Source organism: Ancylobacter sp. FA202 (assembly GCF_000380205.1).
GTDB lineage: Bacteria > Pseudomonadota > Alphaproteobacteria > Rhizobiales > Xanthobacteraceae > Ancylobacter.
This window is the reverse complement of sequence record NZ_KB904818.1, coordinates 3338831-3353049: the sequence shown is the minus strand read 5'-3', so window position 1 is coordinate 3353049 and position 14219 is coordinate 3338831. Positions and strand designations below refer to the sequence as shown.

Sequence of the window (14219 nt, the reverse complement as noted above, 5' to 3'; positions counted from 1 at the left end):
ATCACTCCTTAGATAGCGTTGCATCCTCGCCCTGGCGAGCCTTGATGCCGCCCTCGTCGCGCGGCAAGGGCTCAGCTATAAGGGCGGTGAGGACCCGGAAGGGACTTCCGCGCGCCGCTGGAGCACGGGCTTGAACGATACGCCGACCAACGATCCGCCGCAGGAGACGCCCCGGACATCCGCCGGCGGCAAGGCTCCGCCGTCCGCTTTCGGCCGGCGCCTGCGCCATGTCCTGCTGGCGATCGATTCCTGGATCGACTCCTCGATCTATTCCGGCGGCGTCAGCCTGCGTTCGAGCTGGGACAGCTTTGTTGCCTTCACCGAGCGCTTCAATGTGCAGGGCCCGGCCCGCCGCGTCATCTCCCTCGCCTCCGAGGCGATGACCTGGGGCGCGGTGGGTGCCGTGCTGATGCTGGCGCTGGCGGTGCCAGCCTTCCAGGAAACCTCGGACGACTGGCTCAAGCGCGCCGAGCTGTCCGTCACCTTCCTCGACCGCTACGGAAACATCATCGGCGAGCGCGGCATCCGCCACAATGATACCGTGCCGCTGGAAGAATTCCCCGATCACCTCATCAAGGCGGTGCTCGCCACCGAGGACCGACGCTTCTACGAGCATTTCGGCATCGACATTCCCGGCACCTTCCGAGCGGTGCTCTCCAATGCGCGCGCCGGCGGCGTGGTGCAGGGCGGCTCCTCGCTTACCCAGCAGCTGGCCAAGAACCTGTTCCTGTCGAATGAGCGCACGCTGGAGCGCAAGATCAAGGAAGCGTTCCTGGCGCTGTGGCTGGAGTTCCACCTCACCAAGAACCAGATCCTCAAGCTCTATCTCGACCGCGCCTATATGGGCGGCGGCGCCTTCGGCGTGGACGCGGCATCGCAGTATTATTTCGGCAAGTCGGCGCGCGAGGTGAACATGGCCGAGGCGGCGATGCTCGCCGGCCTGTTCAAGGCGCCGTCGAAATTCGCCCCGCATATCAACCTGCCGGCGGCGCGCGGGCGCGCCAGCGTGGTGCTCGACAATCTCGTCGATGCCGGCTTCATGACCGAGGGCCAGGTGTTCGGCGCCCGCCGCAACCCGGCCACCCCAGTCGACCGCAAGCAGGACGACCTGCCGGAATATTATCTCGACTACGCCTTCGACCAGGTGAAGCAGATCGTCGACGCACTGCCCAAGAGCTATGCCGAGCGCTCCTTCATCGTCCGCACCGCGCTTGACCCGAACATCCAGAAGGCGGCCGACACCGCCATCCGCGACAGCCTGCGCCAGTTCGGCAAGGACTATGGCGCCAAGCAGTCCGCCATGGTGGTGATGGAGCCGAACGGCTCGGTGCGCGCCATGGTCGGCGGGCGCGACTATGGCGAGAGCCAGTTCAACCGCGCCACCGACGCGCTGCGCCAGCCCGGCTCCTCGTTCAAGCCGTTCGTCTACACGGCGGCGCTGATGACCGGCAAATACAAGCCCAGCACCATCGTCGTCGACGGGCCGATCTGCATCGGCAACTGGTGCCCGCAGAACTATGGTCGCTCCTATGCAGGCTCGATCACCCTGATCAACGCCCTCACCCGCTCGCTGAACACGGTGGCGGTCAAGCTCGCCGAGAATATCGGCCGCGGGCGCATTGTCGATCTCGCCCATGCGATGGGCCTGAAGACCGAGCTGAAGATCACCCGCGCCCTCCCCCTCGGCGCCGCCGAGGTGACGGTGGTGGACATGGCGACCGCCTATTCGGTGTTCGCCAGCGGCGGCTATTCGGTCGACCCGCACGCCGTGGTCGACATGCGGACGCCCAATGGCGAACCGGTGTGGAGCTTCGCCCAGAACGGACCGAAGCCGAAGGAACTGATCCCGCCCGACATCATCGCCATGATCAACCCGATGCTGAACAGCGTGGTGGAAAACGGCACCGGCCGGCGCGCCATGATTCCCGGCACCAAGGTCTCCGGCAAGACGGGCACCACCAATGCCTATCGCGACGCCTGGTTTGTCGGCTTCACCGGCAATTACGTCGGGGCGATCTGGTTCGGCAATGACGACTACCAGTCGACGCGCAAAATGACCGGCGGCTCCCTGCCGGCGATGACCTGGCAGAAGGTGATGGCCTTCGCCCATCAGGGCATCGAGATGAAGCCCACGCCGGGCCTTGGCAACCAGCCCGCGCCGGTGCTCGACGGCGCGGCGGCGCAGGCCTCGGCGCTGCAGATCGAAGGCATCCAGCGCCCGGTCACGCTCTCCCCGGCCTCGGCGGAACGCTTGATGGGGCTCTCCGTGCGCCTCAAGGAGGCAGCGTCTTCGCCCCCGCGCCGGCCCACCGCCGGCGTCACCCCCGCGCCCGGCGCCAGCCTTGTGGGAAGCAACTGACCCACCGCGATTGACCTTCCCCCCGCGAGCGCCCATCCATGAGGCGCCCGCTCCACCGGATAGCTTCTGCCCGTGCGCTCCCTGCTGTTCCTCCTGACCCTGGCCATCGGCGCCGCCCTCGGGCTCGGCCTTACCTGGATCACCATGGTGGACGGGTACGGTCCGGGGCTGGTGCGTTCCGGGCCGTGGGAAACCTGGCCGCGCGCCGGCACCGAGACGGCCGATCCCTATGCGCGCGCCGCGCTTGCCCGCGCCGGGGAATTGCCGCTGGAGCTGGCGGACGGCATCGCCTTCGTCGCGACGACCGATTCGGCCGGCCGGCCGCTGGACGGGCGCTGCGACATAAGTGTCTCCGGCAGCCTGCCACAGGCGCGCTACTGGACCCTGACCCTCACCGACGCCCAGGGCCGGCTGATCGACAATGCCGCCGCCCGCACCGGCTTCACCAGCACCGAAGTGGTGTGGAACCGCGACAGCACGCTCGACGTGGCGCTGGGCCCACGCGCCCGGGCCGGCAACTGGCTGCCCACCGGCGCCCGCGATCGCATCGTCCTGACCTTCCGCCTCTACGACACGGCGGTCGGCCTCGCCAACCGCACAAGCGACGCCCCGGAGATGCCGCGTATCGTCACCGAGCATTGCCCCTGGGAGCGCAGCTCATGAGCCCGCGCCGATGAGCCGTTTCATCCTGACCGCCCTCGCCGGCATCGTGCTCGGCCTCATTGTCCATCTGGCCGCCGTTCTGGTGCTGCCCTATCTCGCCGAGCAGGACGCCTATGCAAGGCTGGCGGCGGTGGCCGGCCCCAATGAGGTGGTGCCAATCGACGACCCCTCCGACGCCGGCGCGGTGCTGCCCGCGACCGACCCGGCCTTCATCTCGGCGGTGTGCCTGTATGATCTGGCCGCCGGCCCGCTCAAGGTGCGCGTTCCCACCACGGAGGACTACACCTCGGTGTCGTTCTACACCCGCCACGGCCTGCCCTTCTACGCCATCAACGACCGCTCCGCCGGGCGCTCCATCATCGAGCTCGACCTGATGAACGCCAAGCAGCGCGCGGCGCTGCCGGAAGACGACGAAGTGACCGCGGCCGACCGGCTGATCGTCGAATCACCCAGCGACGAGGGCATCGTGCTGATCCGGGCGCTGGTGCGCGAGCGCAGCGCCCGCGATGAGGTGCGCGCGCGGATGCAGCTGGCGAACTGCGCGCCCGCCATCTGAGGGTCCGGTAGGCCCAACGCCCAGAGCGGGCAGGCTCGGGACCTAGCGCGGATCGTGGACCACGACGGCCGTTGGCGCCCGCGTCGCCACGCCGGGGCGCACATATTGCACCACGGGTAGAATGATCACCTTGGCCGAGCCTTCGGGCGGCACGCGCACGCCCACCGCCTCGCCCTGCGGCCGCAACGTCGGAAACGGCACTAAGGCACCCATCGCGCCCTCCCATGTCCCGCCAAACGGCAGTGGCCCAGTACGGGACAACCATGGTTAACGGCTTTCTAACGTTCGAGCGCTAGCTTGGTTTCGCGCCCCGCACCGGGGTGGCGCAATCTACAAATCGTGAGCTGTTCGCCTCCATGCCCTCCCTTTCCGGTTCCGGCCCCATCGACCCGCACGACACGGCGCGACGTCCCTATCAGGACACCCGTCCGGCGATGCTGCGGCTGCTGGTGCATGAATTCCTGAGGCAGCCGGTGCTTGGCGAGGCGGCGGAAGCGCGTTTCATCACCCTCGCCGTCCGCCTGATCGAGGGCGTCGACTTGGCGGTTGCGGCGCGCCATGTGCGCGAGCTGGCGGCGCACCCGGCGCTGCCGCGCGCGCTGGCGCGCCATCTCGCCGCCGGGCCGCTGGCCCTGGCCGGGCCGATCCTGCGCCTTTCGCCGGTACTCGACGAGAAAGACCTGGCCGAGCTGGCCGAACAGGCGGGCCCCACACACCTTGCCGCCATGGCCGCCCGCCGCGAGGTAACGCCCGCCCTCGCCAAGCGCCTGGCCGAGCTGACCCATCGCCGCAGCGCCGGAACTGCCCCGGAAGTCCCTGTAGCGGAAGCCCGTACGGACGATTCCCCCGCAGCCCAGCCGCCTGTCCGCACCAGCGTCGACGCGCGCCCGGCTGATCACCCCGCCGCACCGGCCGAGACCGTGCCGCCCGCCGGCGCGGATTTCTTCCTCGCCGGGCCGGAGGAGCGCGCCAGCCTCATCGCCCGCCTCGTCACCCTGCCGCCCCTGCCGTTGTCCGAGCGTCCAGCGGCGCCGCCGGTGAGCTTCATCGACGCCCTGCTGGACTCCGCCAAGGCGAAGGGCACGGGCGAACTCGCCGCGCTGATGGAGCGCGCTCTGGGCGTCACTCCGGAAAATGCCGCACGTATCATCGCCGACGACACCGGCCAGTCGCTGGCGGTGGTCGCCCGCGCTCTGGGCCTGTCCTTCGCCATCCTGTCGCGCGTGCTGTTCCGGCTGCATCCGGTAGCCGGTCGCTCGGCCGGGGAAATGGCGCGGCTGGCGGAAATGTTCGACGAACTGCCCCTCGCCAGCGCCCAGCATCTGGTCGCCTCCTGGCGCGGCGGCCGGCGCCCAATCCGCGAGCGGGCGGAGGACGCCCCCTCCATGCGCAGCTTCAACGCGCCCTATGCGGCGCCGGCGGTTCCGGCGGCCACGGAAGGGCGCCAGCGCAAAAGCTGAGCGACGTCAGGATCAATCGCGCGCCAGATCGAGAAAGCACCGGCCCGCGCGATCCTCGATCTCAACCAGCCAGAGGTCGGAATCGTAGCGCGCCTCGCGCACCATCCGCGCCTCCGCCTCACTCTCGGGGCTGCCCGGCGGCACCAGCGGCGTGAACAGGCGCACGCCCTCCTCCTCCGGCGCCCCGTCGAGCGAAGGTAGCGCCGGGCCGTAGAGCGCCGCCCTGCCATCCTGCGTCGCTACGATGACGAAAACCGCCCCGGCCTCCTCCGCACCGCGCCGGCGCACGGCGGCGAAGGCCCCGGCGCCATTGGCCCGGCGCAACAGGGCGGAAACGAAGATCCCGCTTTTCAGCCGCATGCTGGCCTACCGGATGCTGAAGCCCGAGACGGCCGTGAGTTCGCGGATCACCCGCTCCGACATCTGCCCCGTCACCGGCAGGCGGCGGTCGCGTTCGAAGCGCTGGATCGCCTCCTCGGTCGCCGCACCGAAGACGCCATCAATGCGGATCGGGCCATACCCGAGGCGCGCCAGCGCCTTCTGGATTTCCATCACGCGCGGCGACACCGGCACGTCGCCCGGTGGCAACAGCCCGGCGGGCGACGCGCCCGCCTTTTCCGCCATCGGCGCGGTCACAGCGGCAGCGGGGGCGGGGGCGGGGGCGGCAGGGCGCGGCGCCACCGGCTTGGCTGGTGGCAGGGGAGTCGGCAGCGCGGTCGACAGGTCGGGCGCCGGAGCCTCCAGCGGCGCGGCAACCGAGGCGGCAGGCGCGGCAGCCGGGCTCACCGGCGGCGAGCTGCTGGTCGCTCGCGGCGTGTCGACCTGGCGGATGTCCGGCGGGGCCGAGACCGGCGCGCCGCCGCGCCCTGCGGAACCGGGACGCCCCTGCTGCAGCGCCAGCGCGTTGAACAGAACGGCGGCGCTGGCACCGGCGGCGAGAACGAGCATGAACAGATCGGAGCGCCGCCGGCCGTGACGGTAAGGGCGCCCCGCGACGCGCTCGCCATCGAGATCGATATCGTCCACCAGGAGATCGCTGGCATAGGAACGGGGCATGGAACCGTGTTCTGGAATCCGAATCGGAGGGGCGCAGGCGGCAGGTGCGGAGACAATGCCATGCGGGGTTTAAGCGAACCCTAAAAGCGGCCGTCGTGCTTAACATCGCCTTTCCGCGATCGGCTGATTTTGCGGGTTTTCGACACCTCTTGGGCAACCCGCAGCCTTTATCCTCCGCTATCAGGCTTCCGCGAGACGGCTCATGTTCTTTCTGCTGCGCATCGGTTTCTGGCTCACCCTTGTCTTCCTGCTGCTGCCGGCGGTGGTCGGCGGACCGTCGTCGCACACCCCGGCGGACGGCAAGGCGACGGCGGGCACGGCGGCGGGCGAGCCGAAGGTCAGCGCCATGGACGCGCTCTCGGCGGCCACGGCGGCGGCGGCCGATGCGGGCGGCTTCTGTTCCCGCCAGCCGCAAGCCTGTGCGATCGGTGGCAGCCTTATCCAGTTGATCGGCGAGCGCGCCGAGGCCGGGGCGCGCTTCGCGCTCAGCTATCTCTCCGAGCAGATCGTGGAGGAGAAGCGCAAGGCGGCGGCCCGCGCTGATGGCTCGCGCGCCGGCGACACGCTGACCACCCATGATCTCAGCCCCGCCTGGCAAGGCCCGCGCCCGCCTGCGGGGGCCGCGTCGTCGGATATGACCGGCTCCGCCGGGGCGGCGCCGACGGCGCCCCCGGCGACCCCGGCCGGCGTCCTGCCGTCCCAGCCGACCACGCCCGGCGCCGTGCCGCTGCCGCCGAAACGTCCCGCCTGAGGCGTGCGGGCGGGTCCCGTGCCATTGCGCTTGGCGCCCCCGCGCCCCTATATGCGGGCCGAGAGGCGCCGATGACATCAAAGATCGACAGCATCATCGAGGACTTTGAGCTCCTCGAGGATTGGGACGACCGCTACCGCTACCTCATCGAATTGGGGAGGGCCTTGCCGCCCTTCCCGGAGGAGCGCCGCAGCGAGCAGTCCAAGGTTCAGGGCTGCGCCAGCCAGGTCTGGCTGGTGAGCGACGCCAGCACCGGCGCGGAAGGCCCGCGCCTCGCCTTTCAGGGCGATTCCGACGCCCATATCGTGCGCGGCCTGGTCGCCATCCTGCTGGCGCTCTACTCGGACCGCCCAGCCCGCGACATCCTGGCGGCCGATCCCGGCGCCGTGTTCGCGCGCATCGGCCTGAAGGACCACCTGACCCCGCAGCGCTCGAACGGGTTGCGATCCATGGTCGAGCGCATCCGCGCCGATGCAAGGGCGGCGCTGGAAGGCGCTCCGCTCTAACCGGTCTCCCCTGTTTCGTCCGCCGCCTTCCAGGCGCGGGTCCGTGCGCGAGCCGGGCCGTGGGCGGCCGCGCTCAACCCATAGTGGCGCGCCAGCCGGTCAAGCCCCAGCGCTAGCACCACCTTGGCGGTGCGGGGCGGCCAGAGGCGATCCTGCTCCACCTGTTCCAGCCCTTTGAGGAAGCAGCACACATCCATCAGCAGGCCGGAGAATTCCGGCCCCGTCGCCTCCAGCGCCCGCACCACACGCTGGCGGGCGGCGAGCATGGCCTCGGAGGCGTTAAGGCCAGCCGTACCACCGGCGCGGTCCGCCCGCGTCACCGCGTCCCAATTGGCGGTCAGGCGCGGGGCCATGCCGGCGCGGGTGAAATCGGCCCGCAGCCGCTCGCCGGCAATGAGCTGAACCGGCGCGATGAAGCTTCGGCCATCGCGCCCGCGCCGCCGCGCCAGCCAGCCGAGCGGGCTTTCCTCCAGATCGATGGCGACGGCACGGCGCACGCCGTCGATCTCCACCTCGACATGGTCGATGCGGCGCTCAGCCATGCAGGCCTCCCGCGCTGGTTTTCGCCGCGCCGGCCGGCGGCGACAGGCGGCGCGCATCGTCCTCCAGCGCCGCCACCCAGCGGTCCCAGCCGGCACTCTCGCGCCGCTCCTCAATCCGGCGGCAGGCATGGGCGACGGTGGAGCGGTGGCGACCGAAGCCGGCGGCCACCCGGCTCATCGGCAGGCCGAGCCCGACATGGGCGAGATACATCGCCAGCGCGCGGGCGGAGGCGCAGCGTCGGTCGAGCCGCCTTGGATGCAGCACAAGCGGCAAGGGAATCGCGGTGGCGTCAGCGGCCAGCCGGGCGGCGACCAGGCACGGCTCGGCCGCCGACCGCGCCGGGGGGAACGGGGCGTGGGGTTCAGGCATGGGACATCTCCGATAGAGGAATTTAAGCCTATTATCGGAATCGCCACCTGACAAGAACAAAAACGGAACGTTCCGGTATCAAGCGGCTATGAATCTGGGTGCGGCCCATTCCCTGCGCAGCCGCAGTTCTAGGAATTTTATCCGCGTTCGCCGCACAAAGCCGATACTGGCCTCGGTCAAGCGAGGTTCGCCATGAGATTCCCGACACCTGCAAGCCCCCGCCCCGGCCGCATCCGCGCGGCCCGCAGCGAGGAACGCGACGACATCATCGCCGGCCGCGCGGCGGCACTGCGGCCCTTTCTCGGCCGCCAGCCGGAAAGCCACGGCGCGACGTTGCGGCGCCTGCTGCGGGCCGAGCGGCGGGCTGCCGGCTCCGGTTTGGGTTATGACGCGGCCCGCCATGCCGCGCTGCGCCGACTTCTGGCCGAGGCGGAAGCGGCGCCCTTGCCGGGCAAAGCCTCGGCACAATGAAAAAGGCCGCCACCCGGGGTGACGGCCTTTCCAATCGGTTCAGGAGCGGCGCTACCGGCGCCGCTGTTCAGCCCGCAGCCGGGGTGCGGCGGCGCTGCTGGCCCAGGCCCATCTCCTTCGCCAGCGCCGAGCGCGCGGCGGCATAGTTGGGCGCCACCATCGGGTAGTCCGCCGGCAGGCCCCACTTCTCGCGATACGCCTCGGGGGTGAGGTTGTACTGCGTGCGCAGGTGCCGCTTCAGCGACTTGAACCTCTTGCCGTCTTCGAGACACACGATGTAGTCGGGCATCACCGACTTCTTCGGCGGAACGGCCGGCTTCAGCGGCTCCACCACCACCTCGACCTCGCCCTTGTCGACCCGCTGCAATGCGCCGTGCACATCCGCAAGGAGGGTGACTAGTTCATTGGACGAGACCGCATTATTGCTCACATACGCCGAGACGATATCGGCGGCGAGTTCGATATAGCTGTCGGCGTCGTTGATATCGCTCATGGCCCATTCTTCAATTCATTTTGCAAAAGTCGCGTGCAACGCCGAAGCGCGCCCTGCGTGCCGCCCTTGTACGTCCAAATACGTCACTTCCAAACGTATTCGCCCCGCCGACGGCCGCAAATCCACAGATAGACTTGAACAGGAGAGATAACAAGATTTTTCGAGTGCCATTGGTCGCAATGATGTGTGCAACGCGCTGCCGCCGTGAAACTGTCGCCCAGCCGCCGCAAGCTCAATTTTATCGAAAGCCTGTGGCGGCGCGACCACGCGCCAGCGATCCGCCGGGCAAAACTTCCTGAAAGACGACAACACTTGCCGCTGCCCTCAGGGGTCACTATCTCAGCGGAAAAGCTGAAGGATTTTCCCATGGACCAGATCTCCCGCCGCCCCCGCGTGGTGAAGTCGGACGCTGAGTGGCGCGCCCAGCTCACCCCCGAGCAGTACCACGTGACCCGTGGCCACGGCACCGAGTGCGCCTTCAGTGGCCCGCACCTCTCCCAGAAGGAGCCCGGCATCTACCGCTGCGTGTGCTGCGAGACGCCGCTGTTCCGCTCCAACGCCAAGTTCGAATCGGGCACGGGCTGGCCGAGCTTCTTCCAGCCGGTGGATGCCGAGGCGGTCAGCGAGTATCACGACCATTCCTATGGCATGCACCGGGTCGAGGTGCGGTGCGCCAGTTGCGACGCCCATCTCGGCCATGTGTTCCCCGATGGCCCGCCGCCCACGCGCCAGCGCTTCTGCATCAACGGCGTCGCCCTCGCCTTCCAGGCGGATGCGCCCCAGGGCGAGGAAAAGTCCGCGTGACGACCACCGCCGCCGTCCCCGCCCATCCGCCACTGGTTCGCAGCTTTCACGGCCAGACTCTGGTGGACCCGTATGCCTGGCTGCGTGCCGACAATTGGCGCGAGGTGATGCGCGATCCCGCCCTGCTGGCGCCCGATATCCGCGCCTGGCTGGAGGCCGAGAACGCCGGCGCCGAGGCATGGCTGGCCCCGTACGCCGCCTTGCGCACCCAGCTGGTCAAGGAGATGCGCGGGCGCATCAAGGAGGATGATTCGTCCGTGCCCTCCACGGATGGGCCCTTCGCCTACTTCACCCGCTTCCGCGAGGGCGGGCAGCACCCGCTGATCTGCCGCCGGCCGGCCGGTGCCATTGCCGGCGAAACCGTGCTGCTCGACGGCGACGCGCTGGCGGACGGCAAAGCCTATTTCCAGTTCGGCGACGCCCAGCAATCCCCCGACCATCGCCTCTTCGCCTGGACGACGGATGAGGCCGGCTCGGAATATTACACGCTGCGCATCCGTGACATCGAGGCCGGCACCGATCTTCCCGATCTGGTCACGGAAACCACCGGCGACGTGCTGTGGAGCGCCGACGGCTCTTACCTGTTCTATATCCGTCGCGACGCCGAGCACCGCCCGAGCTTCGTCTACCGCCACCGGCTGGGCGCCGACCCGGCGCAGGACGTGCTGGTCTATGAGGAGCCGGACAAGGGCTTCTTCGTCTCGCTCGGCCGCACCCAGTCACGCCGCTTCGGCCTCATCTCCTGCGGCGACCACGACACCAGCGAGGTCAGGCTCCTCGACCTTGAATCCCCGCTCGACGCCCCGGTCCGGGTGGCGCCGCGCGAGCCGGGCCTGCGCTACGGCGTCGAGCATCATCCCGCGCTCGACGGCGTCGAGAGCCTGGTCATCGAGACCAATGCCGACGGGGCCGAGGACTTCAAGATCGTCACGGCGCCGCTGGCGACGCCCGGGCGCGCCCATTGGCACGATCTGGTGCCGCACAAGCCCGGCCGCCTGCTCCTGTCGGCAACCGTGCTGCGGGGCCATCTGGTGCGGCTGGAGCGCGAGGACGGGCTGCCGCGCCTTGTGGTGCGGACGCTGGCTGATGGCACCGAGCATGCCGTCGCCTTCGCCGAGGAGGCCTATTCGCTTGGCTTCGATCCCGGCCATGGCTTCGACAAGACCGAGATCCGCTTCACCTATTCCTCCATGACCACCCCTGCCGAGGTGTGGGACTATGACGTCGCGAGCCGCGCCCGGACGCTGCGCAAGCGCCAGGAGGTGCCCTCCGGCCACGACCCGAAGCGCTATGTCACCCGTCGCCTGATGGCCCCGGCAGCGGATGGCGAGCTTGTGCCGGTGTCGCTGCTCTTTGCCGCCGACACCCCGCTCGATGGCAGCGCGCCCTGCCTGCTCTATGGCTATGGCGCCTATGGCATGTCCATGCCGTCAGGCTTTTCCACTGCGCGGCTGTCGCTGGTGGATCGCGGCTTCGTTTTCGCCATCGCCCATATTCGCGGCGGCACGGAAAAGGGCTGGCGCTGGTACCGTGAGGGCAAGCTCGCCCGCAAGACCAACACGTTCAGCGACTTCATCGCCGCCGGCGAGCATCTTATCGCCGAGAAGATCGTCGCGCCCGACCGCATCGTCGCCCATGGCGGCTCGGCCGGCGGCATGCTGATGGGCGCGGTGGCCAATATGCGCCCGGACCTGTTCGCCGGCATCGTCGCGGAAGTGCCCTTTGTCGACGTGCTCGACACCATGCTCGACGACACGCTGCCCCTCACTCCGCCGGAATGGCCGGAATGGGGCAACCCGATCATGGATGCCGAGGCCTTCGCCAGCATCCAGGCCTATTCGCCCTATGACAATGTGACGGCGCAGGACTATCCCGCCCTCTTCGCATTGGCCGGCCTCACCGATCCGCGCGTCACCTATTGGGAGCCGGCGAAATGGGTGGCGAAGCTGCGCGCGCTGAAGACCGATACCAGCCCGCTGCTGCTGCGCACCAATATGGAGGCGGGCCATGGCGGCGCCTCGGGCCGGTTCGACCGGCTGGAGGAAACCGCGATGATCTATGCCTTCGCCCTCGCCATGGCGGGGCGCTGACGCGCTTCGGCCCAGACATCCACAACACGAAAAAGGGCGCCCTAGGGCGCCCTTTGCATATCTGACGGCCGCCAGAACCTCACTCGCGGACGGCGGCGCCGGCGACATGGTCGCGCAGTTCCTGCAGCGAGGCGAAGCGCAGGACCCCGTCCGGCAGGTCCGCCTCGATCGAACCATCGGAGTAGAGCGTGTAGCTCATGCCGCCAATGGTGCCGGACTTGAGCACGGTGACGGAAGGCGTCTCTGGCGCCGGCTCGGGCTCGTCGACCAGCAGGTCCGCCTCGCGCAGGAAGGCGGGCGGCGCCTCATCCAGCTCGGGCAGCACGGCCTCGTGCGCATGCGGCACCTCGGGCTCCTCGACGGCGGGGGAGACAGACGGCACGGGAGCGGGCCGCTCCACCGGCAGGCCCGCGCCTGCCGCCGGACGCAGGAAGCCGGGCGGCTCGCGGCGCTGAGGTTCGGTGCGCGTGGGCTCGAAACGCGGCAGCTCGGGGCGCTCAGCGTCGGGGCGCACAGGCTCGTGGCGGAGAGGCTCTTGGCGGAGAGGCTCCTGGCGGTGAGGCTCGGGCCGAACCGTTTCCGCGCGGAGCGGCTCTGAACGCAGGGGCTCGGTGCGCAAAGGCTCGGTACGCACAGGGTCGACGCGCACCGGCTCCGCCCGTGTGCTTTCCCGGCGCGCCGCCTCGGCAAGGGGGGAACGGAAGGGCGGCAGGGGCTCGTATTCAGGCTCGACGTCAGGCTCGGGCGCGAACTCCCGCTCCGGCTCAAACGCCGCTTCGCCTGCGCTCGGAGGCTCGGCGGCACGCTTGCGGCCGAACCAGGCCGGCGGCGCGCGCTCCTCCTCGACAAGGGGCAGTTCCTGCGGCGCGCGTGCCGGGGGGGCGTCTTCGAAGGCCGAGGCCATCGGGGCGAGGGCCGCGCCCGCAACGGTGTCCGCTGCCGCCTCGATCCGCCCGGCATGGTGCTCGTCCTCGAAAGGCTCGACATGCACCGCCCCGTCCAGCTTCTCGGCGATGTCGCCCAAGACCCGCAGAATGGAGCCGAGGGCGACCATCAGAAGACCGCCGACAAAAGCGGTACTGCCGACCATCATCAGGCCCGCGCCGGAAGTCGTCTCCGCGGAACCGAACCCAATTACGCCGAAGACGATGCCGAGCGCGGCCAGAGCCGCGCCGATTCCGATGACTACTGCACCCATGAAGAAACTCCGCCGGACCGATTCGCCGTCGGTCCTTCTTGTACGAGACCTTACGTCCAGTACAGCTTTAGCGAAAGCGGGCAGGTCGATTGTCGCATCACCCCGCCCCCCGTCCGGCGGTGGGGAAGAATTCGGCCGCGCGCGACGCTTTTGGTTGTCGCCCGCGCCGTCGCGCCCTATCTAATCGGTGCCGATCTTTCATGGTGCCCGCGCACCCGCGAGGGGCGCCAACGCGGCGCGGCCGGATTTCATTTCTGCGGAGACAGATTCCATGTCCTTCACGCTTCCCGAGCTTCCCTACTCCCACGACGCCCTCGCCCCCTTCATGTCGCGCGAGACGCTCGAATATCACCACGACAAGCACCACCTCGCCTATGTGAACAACGGCAACAATCTGCTGAAGGGCACGGAGTGGGAAGGCCAGTCGCTGGAAGAGATCGTCAAGGGCTCCTTCGGCAAGAATGCCGGCCTGTTCAACAATGCCGGCCAGCACTTCAACCACCTCCACTTCTGGAACTGGATGAAGCCGAATGGCGGCGGTGCCATTCCCGGCGAGCTTGAGAAGAAGATCATCGAGGACCTCGGCTCGGTCGAGAAGATGAAGGAAGACTTCATCCAGGCCGGCGTGACCCAGTTCGGCTCGGGCTGGAACTGGCTGGCGGTCAAGGACGGCAAGATCGTCGTCATGAAGACCGCCAATGGCGAGAGCCCGCTGGTGCACGGCGCCACCCCGATCCTCGGCTGCGACGTGTGGGAACACTCCTACTACATCGACTACCGCAACCGCCGCCCCGACTACCTCAAGGCGTTCGTCGAGAACCTGGTGAACTGGGACTACGTCGCCGAGCTGTATTCCAAGGCCGTCTGAGCGGTCTTCGCGCGAAAATCGGGCGCCGTCGC

Annotated in this window: 17 protein-coding genes; 10 read left to right on the top strand and 7 right to left on the bottom strand. The window is 69.0% G+C overall.

Annotated elements, in window-relative coordinates; genetic code table 11:
* Positions 1–130: 130 nt before the first annotated feature.
* The 3 genes from A3M1_RS0115255 to A3M1_RS0115245 all read left to right on the top strand — a co-directional run bounded on the left by A3M1_RS0115255 (position 131) and on the right by A3M1_RS0115245 (position 3578).
* On the top strand, positions 131–2359 hold the full coding sequence (locus A3M1_RS0115255) for a transglycosylase domain-containing protein (RefSeq protein ID WP_018389852.1): 2229 nt from the start codon (positions 131–133) through the stop codon (positions 2357–2359).
* A gap of 72 nt (positions 2360–2431) precedes the next feature.
* Entirely contained in the window at positions 2432–3022 is a 591-nt protein-coding gene (locus A3M1_RS0115250) for a DUF1214 domain-containing protein (RefSeq protein WP_018389851.1), read from the top strand.
* Positions 3023–3032: 10 nt separating this feature from the next.
* On the top strand, positions 3033–3578 hold the full coding sequence (locus A3M1_RS0115245; protein WP_018389850.1) for a DUF1254 domain-containing protein: 546 nt from the start codon (positions 3033–3035) through the stop codon (positions 3576–3578).
* A 42-nt stretch (positions 3579–3620) separates the two neighbouring features.
* Here A3M1_RS0115245 and A3M1_RS26490 read toward each other — a convergent pair whose 3' ends face one another.
* The gene (locus A3M1_RS26490) at positions 3621–3791 is read right to left on the bottom strand and encodes a hypothetical protein (RefSeq protein ID WP_018389849.1); all 171 of its coding nucleotides are present in this window, start codon (positions 3789–3791) and stop codon (positions 3621–3623) included.
* Between the two features lie 143 nt (positions 3792–3934).
* Here A3M1_RS26490 and A3M1_RS0115235 point away from each other — a divergent pair, with 143 nt between their 5' ends.
* Positions 3935–5038, top strand: a complete 1104-nt coding sequence (locus A3M1_RS0115235; protein WP_018389848.1) for a DUF2336 domain-containing protein — start codon at positions 3935–3937, stop codon at positions 5036–5038.
* A gap of 12 nt (positions 5039–5050) precedes the next feature.
* On the opposite strand, the gene A3M1_RS0115230 is transcribed toward A3M1_RS0115235, so the two are convergent.
* Positions 5051–5398, bottom strand: coding sequence for a DUF1491 family protein (locus A3M1_RS0115230; protein ID WP_018389847.1), 348 nt, complete (start codon positions 5396–5398; stop codon positions 5051–5053).
* Positions 5399–5404: 6 nt separating this feature from the next.
* Complete coding sequence (locus tag A3M1_RS0115225) at positions 5405–6094, bottom strand: peptidoglycan-binding domain-containing protein (RefSeq protein ID WP_018389846.1); 690 nt, start codon at positions 6092–6094, stop codon at positions 5405–5407.
* Between the two features lie 202 nt (positions 6095–6296).
* On the opposite strand from A3M1_RS0115225, the gene A3M1_RS0115220 reads away from it, so the two are divergent.
* Together A3M1_RS0115220 and A3M1_RS0115215 are read left to right on the top strand one after the other, a co-directional pair.
* Positions 6297–6845 carry a DUF5330 domain-containing protein gene (locus A3M1_RS0115220; RefSeq protein WP_018389845.1) on the top strand — a complete coding sequence of 183 codons (549 nt, stop codon included), beginning with the start codon at positions 6297–6299 and terminating at the stop codon, positions 6843–6845.
* A 71-nt stretch (positions 6846–6916) separates the two neighbouring features.
* Positions 6917–7351, top strand: a complete 435-nt coding sequence (locus A3M1_RS0115215; RefSeq protein ID WP_018389844.1) for a SufE family protein — start codon at positions 6917–6919, stop codon at positions 7349–7351.
* On the opposite strand, the gene A3M1_RS0115210 is transcribed toward A3M1_RS0115215, so the two are convergent.
* Both A3M1_RS0115210 and A3M1_RS0115205 read right to left on the bottom strand, forming a co-directional pair.
* Entirely contained in the window at positions 7348–7893 is a 546-nt protein-coding gene (locus A3M1_RS0115210) for a DUF6456 domain-containing protein (protein ID WP_018389843.1), read from the bottom strand. The genes A3M1_RS0115215 and A3M1_RS0115210 overlap by 4 nt on opposite strands.
* Positions 7886–8263, bottom strand: coding sequence for a helix-turn-helix domain-containing protein (locus A3M1_RS0115205; protein WP_018389842.1), 378 nt, complete (start codon positions 8261–8263; stop codon positions 7886–7888). Before A3M1_RS0115205 ends, A3M1_RS0115210 begins: the two co-directional genes overlap by 8 nt.
* A 192-nt stretch (positions 8264–8455) precedes the next feature.
* Between A3M1_RS0115205 and A3M1_RS0115200 the strand changes: the two genes are divergently transcribed.
* Positions 8456–8734 carry a hypothetical protein gene (locus A3M1_RS0115200; protein ID WP_018389841.1) on the top strand — a complete coding sequence of 93 codons (279 nt, stop codon included), beginning with the start codon at positions 8456–8458 and terminating at the stop codon, positions 8732–8734.
* Positions 8735–8801: 67 nt separating this feature from the next.
* Here the strand turns inward: A3M1_RS0115200 and A3M1_RS0115195 are convergent, their stop codons facing one another.
* Positions 8802–9227 carry a MucR family transcriptional regulator gene (locus A3M1_RS0115195; RefSeq protein WP_018389840.1) on the bottom strand — a complete coding sequence of 142 codons (426 nt, stop codon included), beginning with the start codon at positions 9225–9227 and terminating at the stop codon, positions 8802–8804.
* Between the two features lie 366 nt (positions 9228–9593).
* Here A3M1_RS0115195 and msrB point away from each other — a divergent pair, with 366 nt between their 5' ends.
* A complete protein-coding gene (gene msrB, locus A3M1_RS0115190; RefSeq protein ID WP_018389839.1) occupies positions 9594–10031 on the top strand; it encodes a peptide-methionine (R)-S-oxide reductase MsrB in 438 nt (145 codons plus the stop codon).
* Positions 10028–12121 carry a S9 family peptidase gene (locus tag A3M1_RS0115185; protein ID WP_018389838.1) on the top strand — a complete coding sequence of 698 codons (2094 nt, stop codon included), beginning with the start codon at positions 10028–10030 and terminating at the stop codon, positions 12119–12121. The genes msrB and A3M1_RS0115185 overlap by 4 nt, the downstream gene beginning before the upstream one ends.
* A 79-nt stretch (positions 12122–12200) precedes the next feature.
* On the opposite strand, the gene A3M1_RS0115180 is transcribed toward A3M1_RS0115185, so the two are convergent.
* A complete protein-coding gene (locus A3M1_RS0115180) occupies positions 12201–13319 on the bottom strand; it encodes a hypothetical protein (RefSeq protein ID WP_018389837.1) in 1119 nt (372 codons plus the stop codon).
* Positions 13320–13590: 271 nt separating this feature from the next.
* Here A3M1_RS0115180 and A3M1_RS0115175 point away from each other — a divergent pair, with 271 nt between their 5' ends.
* A complete protein-coding gene (locus A3M1_RS0115175; RefSeq protein ID WP_018389836.1) occupies positions 13591–14187 on the top strand; it encodes a superoxide dismutase in 597 nt (198 codons plus the stop codon).
* Positions 14188–14219 lie beyond the last annotated feature (32 nt).